Raw genomic sequence first — 23,993 nt, forward strand, 5'->3', positions numbered from 1 at the left:
TTAGAAGCCCAAGCTTGATAATAAATCATCAACATCATCTTGTCCTGAGACAACATCATCACGAGATTCTTTATCAATAATTGGCCCTTCAGGGCCTGCAAGTGTATTTTCAGCAGGCGGTTTTTCAATGACTGGTGCTATTGTTTTTGTTTCGCTATCATCTTGGCTACCAAATGCTGTCAACAAGTGGATCAAGCTGTCTTCTACTTCTCTAACAAGCTCTATCACTCGACGGATCACTTGACCTGTTAAATCTTGAAAATCTTGTGCCATCAAGACATTGGTCATGAGTCCTTGCAACTCATCCGTTTTAGTTTGCGAGCTATTCATGAACTTATCTAAGCTGTGGCATAATGTTTTAAACTCACCTAGCTCAATTTCACGATTCATTAAACGATCCCAAGTGGGTTTAATGTCTGAAATATCATCTGCAAGCTGTTGGGCAATTGGTAAACTTGCTTCTACAGCATCCATGGTTTTATTAGCAGCGTTCTCTGTCATTTCCATAACATAGTTTAGACGCTGCTTAGCATCGGGGAGTGCGTCTTTGGTCAAATCAGCTAAACGTGTATCAAGCTCAAAATTTTTCAACGCATCATGAAGCTGACGCGTAAGTTTGCCTACTTCGGCAAATAATTCTGATTGCTCTTTTGACGCCGCATCAATAATTAACTGATCAGCTTTATCTTGTTCACCATTTTCAAGGTAAACCACAAGCTGCCGGGCTTGTTCTAAACTGATCTGAGGCGCAGCTGGTGCTGACATAAGCCTCTCCTATTTATTTAACCTAAACGCTCAAACACTTTTTCCAATTTGGTTTTCAGTGTTGCGGCTGTAAATGGTTTAACGATATAGCCGTTAACACCAGCTTGTGCAGCAGCAACAATTTGTTCTTTTTTAGCTTCTGCTGTTACCATTAAAACAGGGATGTGTTTCAGGCTGTCATCGGCCCTGATAGCGCGCAAGAGGTCAATTCCTTGCATGCCAGGCATGTTCCAATCTGTTACTACAAAATCAAATTCTTGATTCTGCAACATCGGTAAAGCTGTTGAGCCATCATCAGCTTCTTGTACATTTGTAAAACCCAAATCTCTTAACAGATTTTTGATAATACGTCTCATCGTCGAAAAATCATCAACAACAAGAATTTTCATGTTTTTATCCAAAACATCCTCCGGTGAGGTCTGAACCTATATTTACTTACTACTAGTTAATCCAGTCATTGATTTTTGCTTTGAGCTTAATCATCGCCTGACCATGTATCTGACTCACACGCGATTCGCTTACATCGAGTATATGTCCAATCTCTTTTAAATTCATTTCATCATTATAATAAAGCGACAATACTAACCCATCTCGTTCAGGTAAAGATTGTATAGCTGTTAATAATGATTGATTAAAACGTTCATTTTTAACGTTATTAAAGGGCTTGTCTAGTGCTAAATCATGTCCCACTGGTGTGATAACATCTTCATCAATTCCCAAGTCTTCTATACCTAAAACCTTACTTGAATTTACATCACTAAGAATATGATGGTACTCATCTAGCGTAATATCAAGTTTTTCAGCAACTTCACTGTCTTTAGGTTCTCGATTCAGGCTGCTTTCTAGCTCACTAATCGCTTCAGCAACTCTGCGGCTATTACGGTGCACTGAGCGAGGAGCCCAATCACCTCGGCGCATTTCATCCAGCATCGCACCACGAATACGAATGCCCGCAAAGGTTTCAAAGCTTGCACCTTTAGTCGCATCAAAGTTTTTTGATGCTTCAATTAACCCTATCATCCCCGATTGAATCAAATCATCGAGTTGCACACTCGCGGGTAAACGAGCGATCAAATGACAAGCCACTTTTTTAACTAAAGAAGCATGTCGCTCAACAATCACATTTAAATTTTGTGTCGATTGATATCCCATCGCTTTATTCACCGATGCCGTCATAGTTAGCCGTTTACTAATTTTTCTATGAAAAATTCTAAATGGCCAGATGGTTGATTAGGTATAGGCCATTTAACTGCTTTTGTCGCTAATGTTTTAAATGCAATTGCCGCTGGAGAATTTGGAAATAAATCAACAATTACTTTTTGACGACGAGTTGCTTTACGCATGTTTTCATCATAAGGGACTGTTGCAACCAATTCCATTGAGACATCCAAAAAGCGATCCGTTACTTTTGAGAGCTTAGCAAATAGTTCGTGGCCTTCACGCATACTGCGCACCATATTAGCAACTATTTTAAACTTATACACACCATGCTCACGACTCAACACTTTGATTAATGCATAAGCGTCGGTTATTGAGGTCGGTTCATCACATACTACTACCATGACATCTTGCGCTGCGCGCGAAAAACTTAATACCATGTCAGAGATACCAGCAGCAGTATCAACAATTAATATATCAAATTCGGTATTCAACTCACTAAAAGCACGAATTAATCCAGCATGTTCTGATGGAGAAAGTTCCACCATACTTTGTGAGCCTGACGTCGCTGGTACTATTTTAATTCCTGCAGGCCCTTCAACTAAAATTTCATCGAGCTCACATTCACCTGATAGTACATGAGATAGATTACGTTCAACCCGAAGCCCTAACATCACATCACAATTTGCTAAACCCAAATCGGCATCCAGAACTAACACTCGGTTTCCGAGCTGACCCAACGCAATCGCAGTGTTAAGTGAGACGTTAGTTTTCCCTACGCCACCTTTACCACCTGTTACAGCGATAACTTTAACGCCGTTATTATTGTTTTGACTCATTTTACGCAGGCCACTTGCTTGATCTAATACTGTGTTAATCATACATCCCTACTGTGCTTGACGCTACTGCTTGGCGTCGTGAATGTTGTGCTTTTGTTCTTTTTAAATACAATTGTTCTGCTTTTTTTACTAATTTCTCTGCATTGGCGACCCGAATGTCCTCTGGAACGCGCTGACCGTTAGTAAGATACCCTATTGGAAGGCGATTTTGAATCGCTATACTAATAATCTCACCTAAACTTAATGATTCGTCTAATTTAGTGAAAATACAGCCACTTAATTGTACCTTCTTAAAATGTCTTACGGTTTCTTGTAAAACATTAATTTGTGCGGTCGCACTGAGCACTAAATAATTGCGAATATCGACACGTTGATTACGCATTAATGTATTTAGCTGCTCAGTTAAACGTAAATCACGTTGGCTCATTCCCGCGGTATCTATTAATACTAGACGCTTATTTCGTAAATGATATAAAACTTCTGCTAATTCATTGGCATCTTTAACTTGTTTTACACCACAACCGATGATCCGGCCATAAGTAGCTAACTGTTCATAAGCGCCAATACGGTAAGTATCAGTGGTAATTAGCGCAACTTTATCTGCACCATATTTTTGTGCGCCAAGGGCTGCAAGTTTTGCCACGGTTGTAGTTTTACCTACCCCAGTAGGACCAACAAGTGCATATACCCCGCCTTGGCGAAGGATTTCGTTATTTGTAGTATGCATTTGGTTTTCAACCATTTGCAATAGTGCTTGCCAGGCTTGCTGACGTGACACATCGTCCGGAATAAAGCAGGCCATTTGCTCTGCAACTTCACTGTCGATACCCATTCCAACTAAACGATCGATCATGCATGCGCGAGTAGGATCGCGACGCGCTAAATCTTGTTGCATCAAACCCGATACCTGATACTCAAGTAATTGACGCATCGCAGCCATTTCATCACGCATAGCGGTGATTTCATCTGTTTTGGCTGCACTTTTTGTTGGCATCGGAGTATCTAAATCATCAAAACCACTTTCTAGATCATCATCAAAACCTAAGCTATGTGCTTGCGTTTGTGGACGCGGCGCAGTATCGCGACGAGCAAAATCACTATGCGCTTGTGGTTCATGGCGAGCTTGCTGTGCTTGATGTTGTTGCTGTGGTTGATACTGAGTAGATGTATCAATCCCTGACTGGCTAAACATAGACGCAAGCTCAGGTGAGCGTGGACGCGGTGATTGGCGCTCTAATAATGCTTGTAAGCTATCAGCTACCGCAGCTTGCGGCTCATGCTGCGCACGTTGTGGCGCAGGTTTAACAAAGTTAGCATTCGTTTGCGGTTGCGCCTTAGCAACATGTGGTTGTGCCGGTGCTTTCGGGGCTGCTTTTTCATAATCAACGGCGGCAACAATCTCTACCCCATTGGCTAATTTTTTATTTGACATGATTACAGCATCTACACCGAGTTCATCTTTAACTTCTTTCAGTGCGGTGCGCATATCTTTAGCAAAAAAACGTTTTATTTTCATGGTTCAACCCCTTTAAAATCCGATTATTGGCCTACTGAGCTGACAATCTTGATCTGTCTTTCGTCTGGTACCTCTTGATAAGACATCACTCGCAATCCTGGAATGGTGTACTTAACAAAACGAGATAACACAGTGCGTAACATTCCTGACGTTAGCAATATCGAAGGTTCACCGGCCATTTCTTGGTTTTGATGCGCTTCATTTAATGATTGTTGAAGTCGCTCTGCAAGTCCTGGCTCTATTCCGGCACCTTCGTCGCCTGCATTTTGTAGTGACTGATGCAACATCTGTTCCAACTCAGGCGCCAAGGTTATGACAGGGATTTCTGATGACATTCCAACCGCGTCTTGAACAATTAATCTGCGCAGTGAAATTCGCACTGCTGCGGTTAATACATCAGGATCTTGGCTTCGAGGGCCATACTCAACAAGGGTTTGTACAATTGAACGCATATCGCGAATAGCAACGCCTTCATTTAATAAATTTTGTAATACTTTAACAATTGCTGTTAGTGGTAAAATATCTGGCACTAGCCCTTCAACTAAACGAGGATGACTTTTTGCCAGCATATCTAATAGATTTTGCACTTCCTCGTGGCCGAGTAACAAGGCCGCGCTGTTAGTTAGTAACTGACTAATATGCGTTGCTACCACAGTCGCTGCATCAACCACGGTATAACCGAGTGATTGTGCTTCATCTTTTTGATCTGGTTTGATCCAAATAGCGTCTAGACCAAAGGCAGGATCTTTAGTAGCAATCCCTTTTATTGGACCAAATACTTGGCCAGGATTAATAGCCAACTCATCACCGTGCTTAAGCTCGCCCTCACCACTTGAAACACCCATCATGGTAATTCTGTATGCATTTGGGTCTAACTCTAAGTTATCGCGAATATGCACCGGTGGAATTAAAAAACCAAGTTCTTGAGATAACTTTTTACGTACCCCTTTAATTCGGTTTAATAATTCGCCACCTTGTGATTGATCAACTAATGGAATTAAGCGATAGCCAACTTCGAGGCCAATTACATCAACTTGTTGTACATCATCCCAACCTAGCTCTTTTTGCTCTTGCTTGTTAGCAACACCAGTGCCTGTTGCACCGCCATTGGCAGCTTCTGCTTCCTTAGCAGCCGCTTCTTTGAGCTTACTTTGCTGGGTGTAATACGCTAAATAACCAAGTAAAGCACCAAGGCTTAAAAAGGCAAAATGTGGCATACCCGGGACCAAACCCATCACGATTAAAATACCCGAAGCAATAAATAATGATTTTTCGTTACCGAGTTGTTTCTTAAATTGATCGCCCATATTGAGCGATTCATTTTGACGAGTAACAACAATTGCAGTGCCAATAGATAACAGTAATGATGGTAATTGTGCAACTAGACCATCACCAATGGTCAGTAAGGTATACACTTCCATTGCGTTACCAAAGCTTAAATCATGCTGGATCATACCAACAAACAAGCCGCCAACAATATTGATGATCAGTATCACTATACCAGCAATCGCATCACCTTTTACAAACTTACTCGCACCATCCATAGAGCCATAAAAGTCCGCTTCACGGGTGACTTCTTCACGGCGGTCTCGTGCTTGCTCTGCACTAATAAAACCCGCATTCAAGTCGGCATCAATGGCCATTTGTTTGCCTGGCATCGCATCTAAGGTAAAGCGTGCCGATACCTCAGAGATCCTGCCTGCGCCTTTGGTGATTACCACAAAGTTGATGATGATCAAAATCAAAAACACCACTAAACCAACTGCGTAGTTGCCACCAATTACCACTGAACCAAAAGCTTCGATTACTTTACCTGCGGAATCGCCACCGTTATGGCCTTCAAGCAGCACCACCCGGGTACTGGCAACATTTAGTGCCAAACGCATAATAGTTGCAATCAATAGTACTGCGGGAAACATCCCAAATTCAACAGGCTTCATGGTGTAAACTGTCACTAACAACACCACTAATGCTAAAGCTATATTAAACGAGAAAAGAATGTCGAGTAAAAATGGCGGTAACGGTAAAATCACCATGCCCAGCGCAGCGAGCACCAGCAAAGGTGTACCAACACCTTTTAAATACTCTTTTTTATCTTTATTAAGTTGTTGTAATACAGCTTTAAATTCCATAATTCTACAATTTCAAAAAATTGACACTAAACGGAATTTGCAATAACTATTCCAAGTTATTAATTACGAGCTTAAAAGAATACTGATTATTCAAATCAATACTTATAGGCATCTGGAATTGGGAGTGTTTTATTCAATTTTGTAGGGCGTTTACCACGGCCTTTTTGAAAGCGTTTAAGCTGAAATACATAAGCTAAAACTTGTGCGACTGCAGTAAATAGTTGGTCAGGGATTTGTTCTCCTACTTCGGCAGTATGATACAGTGCTCGAGTAAGCATGGGGGACTCTACAATGGGTACCTCGTTACCTATGGCTATTTTTCTAATTTGCATCGCCATCTCATCAACGCCTTTGGCAACTAATATAGGCGCGCCAGCGCGCTCTGTGTCGTACTTTAATGCCACAGAGTAATGAGTAGGGTTGGTAACAACGACATCGGCATCTGGCACATCCTGCATCATGCGTCGCTGCGACATTTGTCTTTGCGTTTGTCTTATACGCGCTTTAATTTGCGGATCACCTTCAGAATTTTTATATTCATCTTTGACTTCTTGTAGAGTCATTTTTAATTCTTTGTGATGTTTATGGCTTTGATATGGCGCATCAATCGCAGCAATAATGGTTAAGGTGCAGGTCAGCCCTAAAAACATCCATGCGAGTATCTCTAAGGCATGAATGATATTGCCCGGCGCACTTTCAATACTCAGATGAAGAATTTCATCAAAGAAGGTGTTGATCAAAAAAATGGCAAAGCCCGCCACGACCACAAACTTTAAAATCGATTTCACCAACTCGACGCCCGCTTGTGGACCTAACATCCGCTTTATACCTTTTGCTGGTGACATTTTACTGGCTTTGGGTGCTGCCGCCTCCCAACTAAAGTTAAAACCACCTAACAAGGTATTACCTATGATACCCGCCAGCACAATAATAAACACGAACATCGCCATCGGAAATACTAGCGCATCAGCCACCGCTCCCCACACAGAAAACATTTTAGTAGTATCGTAGGTTTCATTGCGGTTCAAACTGAGCATGCGACCCATTATATTATACAGTCCCTTGCCAATCTCAGGTCCGTACATAAGTAATGAAATCGCTGAAAAAATAAGTACAAACATGGTGCCAAGCTCTTTTGAGCGCGCAACCTGGCCTTTCTTTTTCGCGTCGTCTACTTTTTTCCCCGTGGGTTCTTCGGTTTTTTCTTGACCTGAATCTTCAGCCATCACTCTCTCCTATGGGGAACAACCAACTAAAGTACACATTAACTCAATCATTTTTAGCCATTGAAATTCAAATTGAGTAACAAAGTTACCTAAGGTTGCCCAAATAATGACTAAACCTGCAACCAAGGTAAACGGAAAACCGATTGAAAAAATGTTTAACTGCGGTGCTGCACGGGTCATCACACCAAACGACATATTAATCACCAGCATAGCTGTTAAAGGCGCCAAAGATAACACCAAGGCGGTAGTAAACATCCAGCCGCCCCACGTCACTATGTCCCAATAATGATCAACCGCCCACCAATTACCGTCGATTGGTAGCACCTCAAAGCTATGCACTACCATTTGGATCATCATTAAATGGCCATTAAATACAAAGAATAATAGCGTGGCTAGAATCAAATAAAACTGCCCAACAGCAGGCACACTCATACCATTAGAAGGATCAACAACAGAGGCGAAACCAAGGCCAGTTTGCATTGCTAATATTTGCCCTGCTAACACAAAAGTATTCAACATCAGTACAGAAGCAAAACCTATCGCAACACCGATTAACATTTGTTGAATAACTACCAATATCATCTCAAAAGAGAATAAGTTATTAAATGTCGCAGGCGGAAGTACTGGTACAACTAAAAAAGTAATCATTACCGCTAGACCCATCTTGATCCGCGTAGGCACATTTTTAGCACCCAGCCCCGCCATGATCATAATCATCGAGCTGATCCGTACTAGTGGTAACAAAAAATCACTCAGCCACTGAATAATAACCGAAAATGGGAATTCCATACTAGCCTGCAATTTCAGGAATAATTAACACTATTCGACTAAAAAAATCCATTAACTCTTGCGTTAACCAATGCCCTCCAACAATCAAGGCGCTGATAGTAATTAATAGCCGCGGCAAAAAGCTTAATGTTTGTTCATTGATTGACGTTGCGGCCTGAAATACAGCTACAACTAAACCCACTAATAAACCTGGTACCACAATTGCCGATACTAATTTAATAACTAAAAATAATGCATTACTGAGAATATCGACGAAGATTTCTGGTTCCATGGTGCCCCCCTAGCCTTTGTAGGCAAAGTATTGTATTGCCATATCAAGTGCCTAAGCCAAAACTTTTAGCTAAAGTCCCCATCACTAAACTCCAGCCATCAACAAGTACAAACAACATAATTTTAAACGGCATAGACACAATCATCGGCGAGAGCATCATCATACCCATGGCCATCAAGACTGAAGCCACAACTAAATCGACTATCAAAAATGGAATAAAGAACATAAAACCAATAATAAATGCAGTTTGTAATTCGCTGGTTATAAATGCGGGGATTAATACAATTAATGGCGTTGCTTCAGGAGAATCTAACTTATCATACCCAGCAATTTTAGCGAAGGTTTCTAAATCTTTTATGCGCACCTGTGAGAGCATGAATTCCTTCATCGGCTCTTTGGCAAGTTCAAGCGCTTGAATCGAGGTCACCTGCTCATTTAAATATGGCTCAATAGCTTGCTGATTCACTTTTTGATAAACCGGCGTCATTATAAAAATACTTAGAAATAGCGACATACCTAACAATATTTGATTTGATGGTGTTTGTTGCAAACCAATTGCTTGGCGTAAAATAGCCAGTACTACGATTATGCGAGTAAATGAGGTCATCATGATCACCGCTGCAGGTATAAAGCTTAGCGCGGTCATAATAGCCAGTACTTGCAAGGTTACAGAGTAATCTTGTGAACCGTCTGGATTAGTCGTAATACTTAACGCTTCAATGCCTTCGGCGTTAACTGTGGGGATAAAAACTAATGCAAAAAGTATAAGCAGCCACTTAGTCATATTATTAATTCTTTTTAATGTGGTTAGTTTGTGGGTTTAAGAGTTTACCAAAACGTTGTGCAAGGGCTGGCAACTCTTTTTCTGTCAATGGAGTCTCTAATTTATGCAGGTAGTTAATACTGTGCGGGGTTACGCCTAGTAAGTGCTGACAATTATCAATTTCGACGACCATTAATCGCTCTCGCGCACTTAACGGTAAACTACGCACCACTTTAAATTCGTCGGTATTTGCTAAATTGGGGTTTAGTTTTTTAACCAAAAATGCCAGTACCACAATCAGTACTAGCACCATGATTAAAGACATTACCATTGAGAGTAAGTCGCCCATTGGTGTCGCTGCAGGCAGCGCTGAGCTTGCTGCAGTCGATAAAAAAAGCCAACTGCTCATCGCAGCTTCTTGATCCGTTCAACTTGGCTGATCACGTCAGTCAGGCGGATACCAAATTTATCATTAACTACGACCACTTCACCATGCGCTATCAATGTACCATTAACTAATACATCCAATGGCTCACCGGCAACACGATCAAGCTCAACAACTGAACCTTGGTTAAGCTGAAGTAAGTTACGAATATTAATTTTTGAACGCCCGACTTCCATCGAAATAGTCACGGGGATATCTAAAATTGTATCGAGTTTGCGTTTTTCTTCGCCACTCATTTCATGTCTAGCATCACTTAACTCGTCAAGTTCAGTTACTTTGGCACCATCAGAACTATCGGTCCCTTCGGCTTCGGCTAAAGCAGCCGCCCATTCGTCCATTGTATCTTGGTCATCACTCATACTATTAAACCTTTTTATTCTCTTACCAGTCTAAATCTACGCCTTCGGAAAGGTGTAGATCATCTTCTAGTTCTGCTAATTCCGCATCTGAATCAAGCTTTTTGCCACCTTTTGTAAAGACATGCAACTCTGATTTGACTGATTCAGGACGTTTAATTTTTTCACTAATTTGCAGCGCGACGTTATCACGAGAGCGACCCATTTTAGCCCTAAAGGTTGGCAGCTCTTCGACAAACACCGTTATGTGCTCTGGCATCTCAACAGGAATAATATCCCCAGCCTTAAGCTCCATAATTTGCGCTAAGGTTAAATCAACTTCAAGCAGTTGTGTTGATATTCCAACTTCAACATCCATAATCTCATCACGTAAGGCTTTGCTCCAACGTAAATCGGTATCTTCAGTATCTGATTGCACACCAGCATCGAGTAATTCACGAATAGGTTCAAGCATTGAATACGGCAATGCGATATGGAAATCCCCGCCACCGCCATCCAGCTCAATATGGAATGAACTGATCACCACCACCTCGGTGGGACTGACGATATTAGCCATTGCCGGATTAACTTCTGAATCAAGATATTCAAAAGACACATCCATTACCGGCGCCCATGCTTCTTTGTAATCTTCAAAGATTATTTTTAATAGCATTTGTACAATACGGCGCTCAGTAGGTGTAAATTCACGACCTTCTATTTTCGCATGATAGCGACAATCGCCGCCAAAGAAGTTATCAACCAGGATGAACACTAACCGTGCTTCCATAGTGATTAACCCAGTACCTTTAAGAGGACGAAAGCGCACCATATTAAGACTGGTAGGAACAAATAAAGTGTGGATATACTCACCAAACTTTATCATTTGTACGCCATTGATAGAAACTTCAGCAGTACGGCGCATCATATTAAATAAGCTAATGCGCATGTGTCGAGCAAATCGTTCGTTCACAATCTCCAGAGTCGGCATGCGACCACGAACAATACGATCTTGTGAAGAAAAATCGTATTGCAACGTATTACCGCTACCATCATCACCGTCCTGTAGATCCTCCTCTTCGACTTCATCGACACCATGCAACAGGGCATCGATTTCATCTTGGGATAATAAATCACTCACGCTGACCCCTTATTGCATTACAAAGCCGGTAAACAACACCCGCTCAATTACTTTACTACCCTCTACATCAGTTAACGCGGCTTGTACTTTATCAAGCGCTGCTACTCGTAGGGTTTCTTTGCCTTCGCTAGTACCAAGCTCATCTGCGGTGGTGGTTGAAAACACACCAAGCAATGTGCCTTCAATAAGTGGAATATGCTTTTTAGCCGTTTCTTCATTCACATCACCGCGCACTAGTAATTGCACTTTTATTTGCACAATGCGATCACGACTGGCACCAGGTACGTTAAAAATAAAAGGTCGAGGCATCGCAACATATAAGGCACTGCCAACCTTTGCACCACTACCACTTACATCTGCAGTTTCAGTTGCTGATGCAACAGATTCATCCGCAAGTGTTTCAGGAGCAGCGTCGGAGCCAGACATCAAGAAAAAGCCAGCTGCACCACCAATTACCAATACCACAGCAATAATAATTATAATCAGCTTTTTTTTACTTTTACTACCGTCTTCAATTTCTAAGTTTGCTTCTTCAGCCATGCTGCTTTCCTTTATGCCTTAATAATAGCGATATTACGAGTGTCACCGCGCACCATCAAGTTATTTATTTTTATAGTCTTATACCTCATATAATAGCAGGTGTTAGGCATAGTAATCTATTGATGATGAAGATTGTTGCCCAGAGCCTCGAATTGGTTGCTGAGTTAATGCACTTTCCTCTTCATTTTGTTGCTGATTTGCCTGTTGACCACGACCATTTTGTTGTCCGTCACCACCAGTATCACTTTGACTATTTCCCTGCTGGATACTGCTTTCACCCAGTTCAATTCCCTGCTGCGCTAACATTTCCCGTAATCTCGGCATTGATTGCTCAAGGGCATCTTTGGCTTGCTGATTTTGCACCACAAAGTTAATGTGAGCTTGTTCTGCATCGCTACGAATACGAATTTGCATACTGCCCATTTCTGGCGGATCAAGACGTATTTCAGCTTCTTTATTATTAATGCTTAACAATGCACTCACTCGTTCTTGCAGTAACTTGGCAGCATCACTTTTCATGATATTCAACGCTTGTAGCGCAGTTGGATCAATATTTATTTGTCTTGTCTGTGATGTAGGACTCGCTTGCTGAGCATGCATTACTTGCATATCAGCCAAAGCTTGTTGATAACTTTGCTCACTCCCTTCTACAGCCGTGGCTGTTGTAACTGCAGTGGTTAATCCGGTGAGCTGGCCAAACAATTGATTTACACGTGCCAATGTGTTGTCGCGCACAGGGCTTTGCTCTGCTTTAATATTTTCAGCAAATTGCTCGCTTTTTAGAACATTATCTTGTACTGCCAGTTTCACTTCTTGCTCTTTGCTTGCAGCCTTTATAAGTGCATCTTGTGGCGCAGATACTTTATTTGTATCTGATTTAGCGGTGCTGCTATTGGTAGTTGTAGTGCTTACTAAATTATGTGCCATTGACTGAACCGTCAATTGAGCTTTTGACTCAGTCCTTTTTTCAGTACTCTCTGGCTGGGCTAATTCAGTAATCGCCTTATTGATCTGAGTTAATAAAGCCCCTTTGGGCTGCTCATTGCTCACAAAATTTTGTAATTGCTGGCTTAATGCCTGTTTTTGCATAGGGCTTAACAGCGAAATATCTTTACTTAGTTGAGTTAGCTCTGCGGTGTTCATTGTCGCAACTGCCGTGGTAGGTTTTGCAACTTCTTTACTATTAAGCGCTACAAATTCAGCCAGCATTTTTTTTAAGTCTGTTATGTTAGCCGGTGATGGATCTTGCTGACGAATGACATCAACCTGAGTTTGCAGCTGTTTTTGCTGCTCCGGTGTTAAGCTCGCCAACAGTGGATTTTCATTTTTTTGCACAGTTGTCGTTGAGTTAAGTAATACCTTGCTGATTTGCTCTAATACAGCACTATTATTATGCTTTGACTGTTCAGCTGCTTTTTCTGATACATCAGTTTGAGAGCTTGAAGCAACACCTTTAACCGCTTTAGCGTCCATTGCTACTTCAGTAGCATTTTTGATTGCTTGTTTAGCGTTAGCAGTAACGTTAGTAACTGCTGCATCTGCAGTTAGTGCTGCGCTCTGTTGAGGTTTTCCTTGCTGAGCAAGCATAGCGTCGGAACCTTTAGCTAATACTTCACTGTCTTGTGGTTTACCTTGGCTTGTATTTGCAGCAGCAATTATTTCAGCTGCGTCATTGTCAACTTGCCCGCTTTTTAACGTAGTTGTAGTAGCAACCGCTTGTTGGATTGTTGGCTGCATTGCCATCGCTTTATTTTGCGATGTCTCTTTTGCGACTTGAATATCATCAATAATAGGAGTAACCGCATCATCAGGCGGAGTGTTCCCCTTTAGCTGAAGTTGTTTATCAATTGCCTCTGCCAGCACCGTTTTTTCTGTAAGTAACGATGGTTTTAGCTGTTTATCGACTAATTGTGCAATCGGATCATCAGTAGCAGGAATCTCTGTATCAATAATAGGCGTAACATCATCAATTGGACGGGCTCCAATGACTTTAACAAGCGTAGGGTCTATTTTTTCCTCGCTGTATTTCCCCAACGTTGAAAGTAATGAGGAATTTTCAACAGTTGGCGTATTATTTACCCGAGTGTCCATGTTATTAGCTGCCGTGATCTGAGCAAGCATTGCATCACCTGACATCGTTTTCTCATCACTGCTGTCAGTGGGCGTTTTTTGCGCTTTTTCAGCAGCAACTTCGGCTTCACTTGCAGCTGACACAGCGCCAGATGAGTTAACTTTCATGGGTGTTTCTGCAGCATTATTAGCGTTTTGTAACTCACTAAAGAAATCACTATCGGTGCTTTCTTTACCTGTTGCCGCACTGCCTTTGGCACTGTCTTTTTTATTTAACTGAACATCCTGCTCAGTTGAGATAAACACTGAAAGATCACTAATAGCCATAATTCACCTAGATTAAAAGTGGCAATTTGCCGCCGCAGTTTGCCAGAATAAATACTTCATACGTTAAACAAGCAAATAATATGCCTAAGCTAATTTTAATAAATAAATAATGCTGTTTTGGGCGATGACTATAGAGCGCGACGTCTTTGATAAAATTGATTTGCAGAAAATTCATCAAGCATTTTTTGTTCATTTTTTTGTGCGATTACATTCGCTTTAAGCTGCTGTTTTTCTATTAATTTAGCAACGGCTTTAGCTTTAACCTGCTGTTTCAGCCACAAACTTTGTCGTTGTGAAACAACTTGTTTAGCAGTACTGACGGTATTGGCTTGTTGACGAATAGCTTCTTCTATTTTGGCTATAAAAGCATGGTATTGACTAAACCCTGCACTACTTAAACCAGACTTTCCTTTTAAATGTAATTGCTGAGTATACTCCAAACGAAAGTTATTCAAGCCTTGCAATTTTTGTTGATTGCCTTGCAAGTTTTGCTGCGCTTGTAAATAATTTATCCGTAAAGTTTCTTCTTTATCATTTTCTATTTTCAGCAATAGATTGAGCTTATTTGTTGCCATTATGCTTGTCCTAATAATTGCGCAAGCCCTTGTAGGCCATCGTCATAGCTAATCACATCTTTCATGCCTTGTTGTAGAAATGCATTCACTCTTGGCATCATATTAATGGCCTGATCAAGCATTTGGTCGGTGCCTTTTTGATAAGCACCTAAAGTAATCATATCTTTATTTTGCTGGAACATTGAATACACTTGTTTTAACACTCGCGCTTGTTGCATGTGTGCTTCTGAGACAACTTGTGGCATCACCCGTGAAATCGATTTTTCTATATCAATAGCAGGATAATGACCACTGTCAGCGAGCTCTCTGGATAACACGATATGACCGTCTAAAATGGCTCGCGCCGCATCAGCAATCGGATCTTGCATATCATCCCCTTCACTCAGTACAGTAAAAAACGCTGTGATAGAGCCTTGCCCTTCGCCGCCATTACCAGCACGTTCCACCAGCGCGGGTAGCTTTGCAAATACTGAAGGCGGATAACCTTTAGTCGCCGGTGGTTCACCAACCGCAAGCGCTATTTCGCGCTGAGCCATGGCATAACGCGTTACAGAATCCAGTAGCAATAAAACATTTAAGCCTTGATCGCGAAAGTACTCCGCGATAGTTACCGCACTTTCACAACCTTTTAATCGCATTAATGGCGATGCATCGGCGGGAGCAGCAACTACGACAGAACGCTTACGCCCTTCCACACCGAGTATTTCTTCGATAAATTCTTTTACTTCGCGGCCACGCTCCCCCACTAAACCAACAACTATTACATCAGCTTCTGAGCCTCGGGTCATCATACCCAGTAATACCGACTTACCCACGCCTGAGCCTGCAAATAGCCCCATGCGCTGGCCTTGGCCAACAGTTATCACTGAATTAATAGCGCGTACGCCAACATCCATCGGCTGCGTAATTGGTCGTCGAGATAATGGGTTAATGGAATTTTGTGCAAATTTTAAGTAATGCTCTGCTTTAATAGCTCCAAGCCCATCCAACGGACGCCCTAAGCCATCAATAACACGACCAAGTAAACACATACCAACAGGCAGTCCGGTATCATTTACTTGTGGGATCACTCGCGCTCCAGGTAGTACACCAGAAATATGGTCATTTGGCATCAAGTAAAGCGTCTGATCATTAAAACCAACAATTTCAGCATCAACAAAACCATGCATGGTTTCAATTTTACATTGGCTGCCAACTGGCGCGCGTAATCCTTTCGCCTCTAATGTTAACCCTACAACACGGGTTAAAATTCCCGCAACAGCAGGCGTTGGACTATGAATATGTTTTTGATACTGTTGTAAACGTTCACTTAATGGGCGTGGTTGAGAACTCATTGCAAACCAAAAATAGCGTTAGATACCACTACTATGCAAAAAACTATCCAACGTTTCTTTGACGCGGGTTTTTATAGTCATATCAATAGATGACTGAGGTGTTTTTACTTGGCAACCGCCGCGATCTAAAGTCGGCTCTGCAACTAACTGCCAATGGTTTTCAGCTAGTGCAGCTTCACCATAACTATTTTTAACCAGTTCAATGTCTTCAGGATGTAAATGAATACGCACACTTTGCTGCTCATTGGCTAACGCATCGATACACTGCTTTAAACTTTGCAAAATGATTTCTGGGGAGGTTTTAATTTCTTGATAAACTAACGCTTCGGTTAGCATTACGGTTAACTGTACAAGTTGCTTTTCGGCGTCATCATCGACTTTAGCTAATGGCGCTGACAAACTATCCAACAATGCTTTTAGACCCGTTAGCTGTTCTTCAATCAGTGGTTTTACTTCTTCTTGACCTTGTGTTTTACCAAGCTCAATGCCTTCTTTATAACCGGCTTCTTTTCCCTCACCTACGCCTTTTTCAAAACCATCAATATAACCCTGCTCGTGGCCTTGTTTTAAGCCTTCTTCGTAGGCATCTTGACGAATTCGTTCCAGCTCAGCCATCGTTAACGAGGGCAGCTCAGGCTCTTCGGGCTCTAGTGCTTGTTCACTTTCTTCAAGCTCTTTACGATATAAATCGGCCAGCGGTGTACCAAACGCCGTTGAACGACCATCGAATTTTCGAGTGTCTTGCGTAACATCTGGAATTGGCCAGTTTTCTAATAATTCATCAACTGCTTCACTGGCTCGTAAAGGACGACCTTGATATTGAGTAGGTTTGCTCATGGTTTACAAGAACTCCTCACCACCACCACCACCAAGCATAATTTCACCTGAATCAGCGAGACGACGTGCCGTAGATAAAATCTCTTTTTGCGCGGCTTCAACTTCGCTGATCCGCACAGGTGCCATTGCTTCTAAATCATCAGCAAGCATCTCTGCAGCCCGTTTTGACATATTGCCGAGGATTTTCTCTTTCAATGCATCATCAGTACCTTTGATGGCTTTCATCAGTACATCTTGTTGGACTTCTCGCAAGATAGCTTGAATACCACGATCATCAACATCCATTAAGTTTTCAAATACGAACATTAAATCTTGGATTTGTTGCGACATCTCTTCGTCATGCTCACGGATAGAATCCATCAACTGACCTTCAATATTAGTATCGAGGTAGTTCATGATATCTGCCGCCGCTTTCAAGCCGCCCATTTTTGCAGCTTGCGCACCAGCTTGTCCGGCAAATTGTTTTTCCATTATCTCGTTCAACTCTTGTAAAGCCGCAGGTTGAACTTCTTCAAGGTTGGCGATTCGCATGGTTAAATCTAAGCGCACTTTTTCAGGAAACTGCGCTAAAATTTCGGCCGATTGCTCAGGCTCCAAATACGATAAAACGATAGTTTGTATTTGCGGATGCTCATTGCGAATAATATTGGCAACCTGCTTTGAGTCCATCCATTTCAATGAATCAAGACCCTTGGCACCAGATCCCATAACAATTTGATCTATCAGGCTTGCCGCTTTATCTTCACCAAGTGCCGCAGTAAGCGCTTTTTTGATAAAATCTTCTGATTGGAAGCCAATCGTACTAAAGCTTTGTATTTGTTCTATAAATAAATTGTGCACGGCACTGATTTTGGCTTGCGATAGATCATCTATCGCCGCCATTGCCATACCCACTTTTTGCACCTGTTTAGGTTCAAGGTGCTTTAATATTTGCGCTGCATCTTCTTCGGATAAGCTTAGCAATAAAATTGCGGCTTTATCTACACCGTCTAATTTATCAACATCAAACGCTGCTGGCAGTTGTTTTTGTTCTTGATCAGTCATCTTCAGTTAACCACGCTTTCACAACTTGTGAGGAGAGTTCTGGCTCATTTGCTACTAAGGCACGAACAGCTTTTAATAAGTCTTCATCGCCATGTAGGTCTGGTAACTGTAGTGTACCATCACTTGAGAAGCCAACCGAAGCAGAATCAAAATCTTTATTTAGCATATCTAGGGTGTTATCACCAATATCTACACCAGAACTAAGCGCATCATCATCATACTCTTCAAGGGTATCATCTGGGTAAATCAAGCGTTTCAGCATAGGTTTAACCACCGCCATGATTAGCACTATAATAACCAATGCGCCAAGCACTAAACGCACAACTTTCATAAACCAGTTTTGTTCCCACAGTGGCACTTCAATAGCTAAGTCCATCGGTTCACGTACAAACGGTACTGTCACTACTTCTAATGCATCACCACGCTGTAAGTCAAAACCCACACCACCTTGCAGTAAACGACGAATATTTGACAGTGCTTCAACTGAGCGAGGCTCCATAGTCGTTTCACCATTTTCACCCACTTTTGCCACATAATCGACTGCCACAGACACACTAATTCGACGAATAACACCACTTTGCTGACGTGTGTGGGAGATAGTAGTATCAAGTTCATAGTTACGTGTCGCTTCTTTGTGAGTGCGACTGGGTGATGAACCAGAGCCTGCACCACCTTGACCGGCAATTTCAGGAATATTTGAATCTGTTGGAGGCTGATTTGTCAGCGCGCCAGGAATACCGATAGCTAACCCGCCGATGTTGTTTTCTTCAAAGGTGGTTTCACTGCGTACCGCCGGTAAATCAGGGTTGTAGCGTTTTTGAGTTTCTTCAATCGCACTAAAGTCCATACTTAAATCGACTTGTGCAGTGTAGTTACCCATACCAATAACTGGCATTAAGATACCATCTATTTTATCTAGATATTCTTGTTCACGTTTACGTTCAATATCGTATTCTTTGCGTGAGCGAGCAGCTAACGCACTTTGCGATCCTGAATTAAGTAATCGGCCATTTTGGTCTGTTACAGTTACTCGTGACGGCTCTAAACCTTGCACTGCTGAACCAATAATATCAACAATGGCGTCCACTTCTTCACTACCGAGCATACGACCACGTTTTAAAGTTAATACCACTGTTGCGGATGGTTTTTTCTCACGACGAGCAAAAACATTTTCTTTCGGTATTGCCAATAATACTTTAGCACGCGTGACATTTTGTAGTTCCTCAATCGTACGCGCTAGTTGTTGTTCACGACCATGCTTTAAACGTTCACGCTCTAAACGCTGACTAACACCAAAACCCATATCTTGCATGATAATATCAGTACCCGAGTTCGGCGCTTGCTCAATACCTTCGCGGGTCATTAACAATTTAATATTTTGATATTCATTTTCAGGAACAGAAACCACATTGCCATCAAGTTGATAGTCAATTTTTTGTGCATCTAAAAAGTCGAGCGTTTGAATTAGCTCTTCCGTTGGCATTTTTCCAAGTGGACGCATATCTGGTTGACGTGCCCAAATAATCACAAAAATAGCAATCGCTAAACAAATCGCTAATGCAATAATTAGAGTAACCTGACGCAATACATCAACGCCGTTTAATGCACTTAAATAGCCTGACTTTTGTTCTTGTTGATCGTCATTATCAGTTTGGTCGATACCGCCGCCGGCCAAAGCAAGATCTGTTGATTGATTAGATTGCGCCACAATAATTCTCCACTACCTAGTTAAACAGGCATGTTCATGATTTCTTTATAGGCTTCTACAAGTTTGTTACGAACTTGCACCGTAGCTTCAAAGGCAACTGACGATTTTTGTGATGCGATCATTGCATCCGCTAATGACACATTTCGATCGCCCATTTCAACCGCTACGACTTTTTGTTTCGCATCAGCTTGAAGGCCATTCACTGTATTGAGTGCATCACTTAACAAATCGCCAAATTGGGCGCTCGAAGTAGGCTGCGCCTGCGTCGGTAATTTGTTTACTTGATTACTACGACCAGCTTCGAGAGCCATAGATTGCATTTCTTGAAATAATGCGCTGTTTTGAATTTTCATAATTGTCTCTGACGATGCAGTTTACTAATAACTTAATAAAGCACAAAGCATGCCAACTAATAAACCAATAAATATCAGAAACTTAAGATTTATTTTAGTTGTCAGAGTTTTGACAAGTTTACGCCCAGCAAGGCTGAGCGTAAATTAAATAGTGAAGGAAAACAAAAATTATAGAGGCTTAAGCAGGTAAGGTGATCCCCAAATCACGCATTTGAGCCAATTTATAACGTAATGTTCGTGGGCTGATCCCTAATGTTTCAGCTACATCTTTACGCTTGCCTTGACAACGATTTAGGGTTTCTAAAATAATTCTATGCTCTTTATCTTTAAGTTCATCTTTGTAACTTCCCGAATCCAAGCTTGGTAATTCTTCACGCAGCTGATTGCGTTGTGCTGTGGCTTTTATTGCTGGCGCTTGCAGATCATAATAAGCATCATTAGTTGGTGAACTTGTAACCGCCGAAGTAGTGCTTTCTGGTGCTGAATTAGCCGGCACTAAACTTGCTGATAAAGCCGCAGTTAGAGGAGTCTGGGTTAAATTTTCAATAAAAATAGCACTTTCGTCAATCATATCACCGTGGCGTAATATCAGCGCACGCTGGATCACATTATCCAGTTCACGCACATTACCTGGCCAAGTATGAGCTAATAATTTTTTCTCTGCCGGTTCGCTAAGTACAGCGATAGGCTCTTTGCTTTTATTGAGATGACGTTCAATTAAATGCTTTGCCAACACGACAATATCGCCTGGACGTTGACAAAGTGGACGCCACATCAACGGAAATACATTTAATCGATAATATAAATCTTCTCTAAACTGGTGCTTAGCCACAGCCTCTTTTAAATCACGGTTACTGGTAGCCAAAATACGCACATCCAGCTTAATAGTTTTGCGACCACCTAAACGTTCAACTTCGCGTTCTTGTAATACGCGTAGTAACTTAGCCTGTAGGCCTAAATCCATCTCAGTGATTTCATCAAGTAAAATTGTGCCACCTTGTGCTTGCTCAAATTTACCCGGACAAGCTTGAATCGCACCAGTAAACGCGCCTTTCTCGTAGCCAAATAATGTAGCTTCGAGCATATTTTCAGGGATCGCAGCACAGTTTATTGCGACGAATGGCTGCTCTGCGCGATCTGATTTATCATGGATAAAGCGTGCGAGTACTTCTTTACCTGAGCCACTAGGACCAAGCACCATCACACTGGCATCCGATTTAGCAACCCGACTTGCAAGTTCTAATAGCTGAATACTACTCGGATCAGCGACAATCGGCCCGTCAGTTTCTTTTTCTGGCTCAGGTAGATAGCGGCTTACCATATTAAGTAGCACTTCGGGCGCAAACGGTTTGGCCATATAGTCAATTGCCCCTAACCGCATAGCCTCAACAGCATCATCAATAGTCGCATACGCTGTCATCATTAAAACCGGTAGATCAGGGTAATTAAGATTAATGCTGCGCAGTAAATCAAGACCACTCATCGCGCCCATTTGCACATCGCTCACGACCAGCGAAAAGCTGTCTTTTTTAAGTAGCACCATAGCTTGCTCGGCACTGTCAGCCGCAACGCAATCTATTCCAGACATTTCAAGCGTATCAATCAAGGCTTCACGAAGCCCTGCATCATCTTCAACCACTAAAATCGTGTTGTTCATATTGCCTCCGCCGATGTTGACTTTGTACAAATAGGTAACAGTAAACTAAAGCAGGCTCCGCCTTGAGCATTGTTCGTTACTTCAACTCGTCCTTGGTGTGCATTTGCGACTGAACTAACCACCGCTAAGCCTAAACCGGTGCCTTGGCTTCGCGTAGTAAAAAATGGTTCAAATAATTTATCAAGTAAGCTTAAATCGACCCCAGGGCCATTATCACTTACAGTAATACACACTAGCTCGGGGTCACTCGCATCCCGCTGCGCACTTAATTGAACGAGTGCATTACTGCCAATGACTTGAATACTATTGTGAATAAGGTTTTGAATGGCACTGGCAAGCGCAGTTTTATTGCCCATTATCTCGATATCAGGCTCAGGTAAACTGACCTGAAGTTCACTATTATTAAGTGCGACCATAGCATCAGCGCCAGTTTTCACTTCAGTTAATAATTGCTGCATGGAAACATGTTCAACAACTTGCTGATCGCCACTTTTTGCGAACAACAACATATCGTTTACTTGGGTTTCGAGATCTTTTAAACGCGACATTAACTTAGTATGAAAATTGCCTCGAGAGCTTTCGGGTAACCGCTTTGAACCTAAATTAGCGGCATACAAAATCGCAGCAGACAGTGGTGTTCGCACTTGATGTGCCAAAGATGCCACCATTTTACCCAATGCACTTAAACGCTGCATATGTGCAACGCGTGTTTGTAGACGACGCGTTTCGGTTAAGTCAGTCATTAAGATTAATTGCCCTGGCTCTGGCGCTAATGCCGTTATTTCTAACTTAATTAAGCGTCCATCTTTTAGCGATACTTCATGGCCATCATCTTGTTGGGGCCGAAACGAGCGCTGGATCACACTGAACCACTTTTCACCTTCGAGTGGCTCCCCTAGCATGTCTGTTGCAATTTGATTAGCTTTAGCGATCAAACCGCGACCATCAAGCACCACAACACCCGCAGGCATTGTATCTACTAAATGACTTAACCAACTGGCTTGCTGGCGTAATTCACTTAACTCACCAATGTACTCTTCTTGCAGTAAGCATGGGTTATACTGGGTCGCTGTGATAAATTGTGGTTTTAAGACATTAGCTAGGGCCATAATGCATTCTCGTTTACAGGATCTAACTAGCTAAATGCACAAATTGTACCAACAATTATATTGATTAATTTCATTTGCTTAGCGTATAAATAACGCGACAAAAAAATGACAAACTAAAATAAGCAAAGCAAGGAGACACTATGAATTCAACAAATTTATGTCGCTGCCCTTGGCTCGATATCAGTAAAGATGACTATGTTGCCTATCACGATGATGAATGGGGGATCCCAGTATATGATGACCAAACACTTTTTGAATTTATTACTCTGGAATCAGCACAAGCAGGATTAAGTTGGTATACGATTTTAAAGAAACGTGATGGCTATCGTCGTGCATTTTTGGATTTTGATGTAGAAAAAGTCGCACAAATGAACGAGCACGATGTTGAACGATTAATGCTTGATGAAACAATTATACGTAATCGTTTAAAAATTGTAGCAACCATAAATAACGCCAAACGTTTTATTGAAATTCAGCAAGAATTTGGCAGCTTCAGTAACTATCAATGGCAATTTGTAGGTGGTAAGCCGTTAGTGAATGAGTTAGATAAACTTAGTGACTACCCTGCAATTACCGAGGCCTCAACTGCATTTGCAAAAGATTTAAAAAAACGGGGGTTTAAGTTTTTAGGCCCAACCACAGTGTACGCCCATATGCAGGCCTGTGGTATGGTGAATGATCACAGTAATGATTGTTTTCGTAAAGCAGAGATTATTGAAAAATACTAGGTGTTAAGAGCTAGAAAAGTGACTAGTACTCGTTCACAGAAGTTCTGATCAGTTGCCTTACTTAAATTCAGGCAACTGATTTATTCCTATCAATAGCTTTATCGTTCGGCTTTTTCCAGCAGTTGAAGTGATGAACCCTTTCTTTTTAAGCGTTAAAATCATTGCATGAACACTTGATGATGCAGTTCCAAAATAACGCTCAAAATCATTTTCAGCAGGTGCAACACCATTCACTTTTGTGTAGTAATAAATAAATGCCAAATACTGCCCTTGTTTCACAGTGAACGACGGCAACTCTTCTTTATTCATAATGAACTTTTATCCTAATTGACGA

General features: G+C 41.7%; 25 protein-coding genes. 1 reads left to right on the plus strand and 24 read right to left on the minus strand.

The genetic code is table 11. The features are described from left to right. The 23 genes from PVK79_RS17730 to PVK79_RS17840 all read right to left on the minus strand — a co-directional run bounded on the left by PVK79_RS17730 (window position 1) and on the right by PVK79_RS17840 (window position 22,931). On the minus strand, window positions 1-765 hold the full coding sequence (locus PVK79_RS17730; protein WP_145239357.1) for a protein phosphatase CheZ: 765 nt from the start codon (window positions 763-765) through the stop codon (window positions 1-3). A 17-nt stretch (window positions 766-782) separates the two neighbouring features. Beyond that, entirely contained in the window at window positions 783-1,166 is a 384-nt protein-coding gene (cheY, locus tag PVK79_RS17735; RefSeq protein WP_016708035.1) for a chemotaxis response regulator CheY, read from the minus strand. Window positions 1,167-1,206: 40 nt separating this feature from the next. After that, the gene (locus PVK79_RS17740; RefSeq protein WP_145239602.1) at window positions 1,207-1,917 is read right to left on the minus strand and encodes an RNA polymerase sigma factor FliA; all 711 of its coding nucleotides are present in this window, start codon (window positions 1,915-1,917) and stop codon (window positions 1,207-1,209) included. A gap of 26 nt (window positions 1,918-1,943) precedes the next feature. Then, the gene (locus PVK79_RS17745) at window positions 1,944-2,804 is read right to left on the minus strand and encodes a MinD/ParA family ATP-binding protein (RefSeq protein WP_145239360.1); all 861 of its coding nucleotides are present in this window, start codon (window positions 2,802-2,804) and stop codon (window positions 1,944-1,946) included. Continuing rightward, window positions 2,797-4,278 carry a flagellar biosynthesis GTPase FlhF gene (gene flhF, locus PVK79_RS17750; RefSeq protein WP_182759892.1) on the minus strand — a complete coding sequence of 494 codons (1,482 nt, stop codon included), beginning with the start codon at window positions 4,276-4,278 and terminating at the stop codon, window positions 2,797-2,799. Before flhF ends, PVK79_RS17745 begins: the two co-directional genes overlap by 8 nt. A 23-nt stretch (window positions 4,279-4,301) precedes the next feature. Next, on the minus strand, window positions 4,302-6,410 hold the full coding sequence (gene flhA, locus PVK79_RS17755) for a flagellar biosynthesis protein FlhA (RefSeq protein ID WP_145239366.1): 2,109 nt from the start codon (window positions 6,408-6,410) through the stop codon (window positions 4,302-4,304). A 95-nt stretch (window positions 6,411-6,505) separates the two neighbouring features. After that, window positions 6,506-7,636 (minus strand): flagellar biosynthesis protein FlhB, encoded by a 1,131-nt coding sequence (flhB, locus tag PVK79_RS17760; protein WP_145239369.1) that lies wholly within the window; start codon window positions 7,634-7,636, stop codon window positions 6,506-6,508. A 9-nt stretch (window positions 7,637-7,645) separates the two neighbouring features. After that, on the minus strand, window positions 7,646-8,425 hold the full coding sequence (gene fliR / locus PVK79_RS17765) for a flagellar biosynthetic protein FliR (RefSeq protein ID WP_145239372.1): 780 nt from the start codon (window positions 8,423-8,425) through the stop codon (window positions 7,646-7,648). 1 nt (window position 8,426) lies between these two features. Further along, window positions 8,427-8,696: a flagellar biosynthesis protein FliQ gene (gene fliQ / locus PVK79_RS17770; RefSeq protein ID WP_145239376.1), complete on the minus strand. Its 270-nt coding sequence runs from the start codon at window positions 8,694-8,696 to the stop codon at window positions 8,427-8,429. 43 nt (window positions 8,697-8,739) lie between these two features. Further along, window positions 8,740-9,480: a flagellar type III secretion system pore protein FliP gene (fliP, locus tag PVK79_RS17775; RefSeq protein WP_145239379.1), complete on the minus strand. Its 741-nt coding sequence runs from the start codon at window positions 9,478-9,480 to the stop codon at window positions 8,740-8,742. A gap of 4 nt (window positions 9,481-9,484) precedes the next feature. Then, window positions 9,485-9,868 carry a flagellar biosynthetic protein FliO gene (gene fliO, locus PVK79_RS17780; protein ID WP_145239382.1) on the minus strand — a complete coding sequence of 128 codons (384 nt, stop codon included), beginning with the start codon at window positions 9,866-9,868 and terminating at the stop codon, window positions 9,485-9,487. Continuing rightward, a complete protein-coding gene (gene fliN, locus PVK79_RS17785; RefSeq protein ID WP_145239385.1) occupies window positions 9,865-10,263 on the minus strand; it encodes a flagellar motor switch protein FliN in 399 nt (132 codons plus the stop codon). The genes fliO and fliN overlap by 4 nt, the downstream gene beginning before the upstream one ends. A gap of 22 nt (window positions 10,264-10,285) precedes the next feature. Next, window positions 10,286-11,377 (minus strand): flagellar motor switch protein FliM, encoded by a 1,092-nt coding sequence (gene fliM / locus PVK79_RS17790; RefSeq protein ID WP_274803920.1) that lies wholly within the window; start codon window positions 11,375-11,377, stop codon window positions 10,286-10,288. 9 nt (window positions 11,378-11,386) lie between these two features. After that, window positions 11,387-11,917: a flagellar basal body-associated protein FliL gene (gene fliL / locus PVK79_RS17795; RefSeq protein WP_145239392.1), complete on the minus strand. Its 531-nt coding sequence runs from the start codon at window positions 11,915-11,917 to the stop codon at window positions 11,387-11,389. 102 nt (window positions 11,918-12,019) lie between these two features. After that, a complete protein-coding gene (locus PVK79_RS17800; RefSeq protein WP_257326274.1) occupies window positions 12,020-14,314 on the minus strand; it encodes a flagellar hook-length control protein FliK in 2,295 nt (764 codons plus the stop codon). Between the two features lie 128 nt (window positions 14,315-14,442). Then, the gene (fliJ, locus tag PVK79_RS17805) at window positions 14,443-14,889 is read right to left on the minus strand and encodes a flagellar export protein FliJ (RefSeq protein ID WP_257326275.1); all 447 of its coding nucleotides are present in this window, start codon (window positions 14,887-14,889) and stop codon (window positions 14,443-14,445) included. Beyond that, window positions 14,889-16,223 carry a flagellar protein export ATPase FliI gene (fliI, locus tag PVK79_RS17810; protein ID WP_257326276.1) on the minus strand — a complete coding sequence of 445 codons (1,335 nt, stop codon included), beginning with the start codon at window positions 16,221-16,223 and terminating at the stop codon, window positions 14,889-14,891. Before fliI ends, fliJ begins: the two co-directional genes overlap by 1 nt. Window positions 16,224-16,241: 18 nt before the next feature. Further along, complete coding sequence (gene fliH, locus PVK79_RS17815; RefSeq protein ID WP_145239404.1) at window positions 16,242-17,060, minus strand: flagellar assembly protein FliH; 819 nt, start codon at window positions 17,058-17,060, stop codon at window positions 16,242-16,244. A gap of 3 nt (window positions 17,061-17,063) precedes the next feature. Next, window positions 17,064-18,104 carry a flagellar motor switch protein FliG gene (gene fliG / locus PVK79_RS17820; RefSeq protein ID WP_145239407.1) on the minus strand — a complete coding sequence of 347 codons (1,041 nt, stop codon included), beginning with the start codon at window positions 18,102-18,104 and terminating at the stop codon, window positions 17,064-17,066. Further along, a complete protein-coding gene (gene fliF / locus PVK79_RS17825; RefSeq protein ID WP_145239410.1) occupies window positions 18,097-19,812 on the minus strand; it encodes a flagellar basal-body MS-ring/collar protein FliF in 1,716 nt (571 codons plus the stop codon). Before fliF ends, fliG begins: the two co-directional genes overlap by 8 nt. 20 nt (window positions 19,813-19,832) lie before the next feature. Then, window positions 19,833-20,165 (minus strand): flagellar hook-basal body complex protein FliE, encoded by a 333-nt coding sequence (fliE, locus tag PVK79_RS17830; protein WP_145239413.1) that lies wholly within the window; start codon window positions 20,163-20,165, stop codon window positions 19,833-19,835. Between the two features lie 178 nt (window positions 20,166-20,343). Beyond that, window positions 20,344-21,822, minus strand: a complete 1,479-nt coding sequence (locus tag PVK79_RS17835) for a sigma-54-dependent transcriptional regulator (protein ID WP_182731009.1) — start codon at window positions 21,820-21,822, stop codon at window positions 20,344-20,346. Next, window positions 21,819-22,931, minus strand: a complete 1,113-nt coding sequence (locus PVK79_RS17840) for a sensor histidine kinase (RefSeq protein WP_145239418.1) — start codon at window positions 22,929-22,931, stop codon at window positions 21,819-21,821. Before PVK79_RS17840 ends, PVK79_RS17835 begins: the two co-directional genes overlap by 4 nt. 140 nt (window positions 22,932-23,071) lie before the next feature. Between PVK79_RS17840 and PVK79_RS17845 the strand changes: the two genes are divergently transcribed. Then, window positions 23,072-23,659 carry a DNA-3-methyladenine glycosylase I gene (locus PVK79_RS17845; protein ID WP_257326277.1) on the plus strand — a complete coding sequence of 196 codons (588 nt, stop codon included), beginning with the start codon at window positions 23,072-23,074 and terminating at the stop codon, window positions 23,657-23,659. Between the two features lie 57 nt (window positions 23,660-23,716). Here PVK79_RS17845 and PVK79_RS17850 read toward each other — a convergent pair whose 3' ends face one another. After that, window positions 23,717-23,968 carry a LexA family protein gene (locus PVK79_RS17850; protein WP_149983453.1) on the minus strand — a complete coding sequence of 84 codons (252 nt, stop codon included), beginning with the start codon at window positions 23,966-23,968 and terminating at the stop codon, window positions 23,717-23,719. Between the last annotated feature and the right edge of the window lie 25 nt (window positions 23,969-23,993).

Origin of the sequence: Pseudoalteromonas rhizosphaerae, assembly GCF_028885455.1 — a bacterium.
Classification (GTDB): Bacteria; Pseudomonadota; Gammaproteobacteria; order Enterobacterales; family Alteromonadaceae; genus Pseudoalteromonas; species Pseudoalteromonas rhizosphaerae.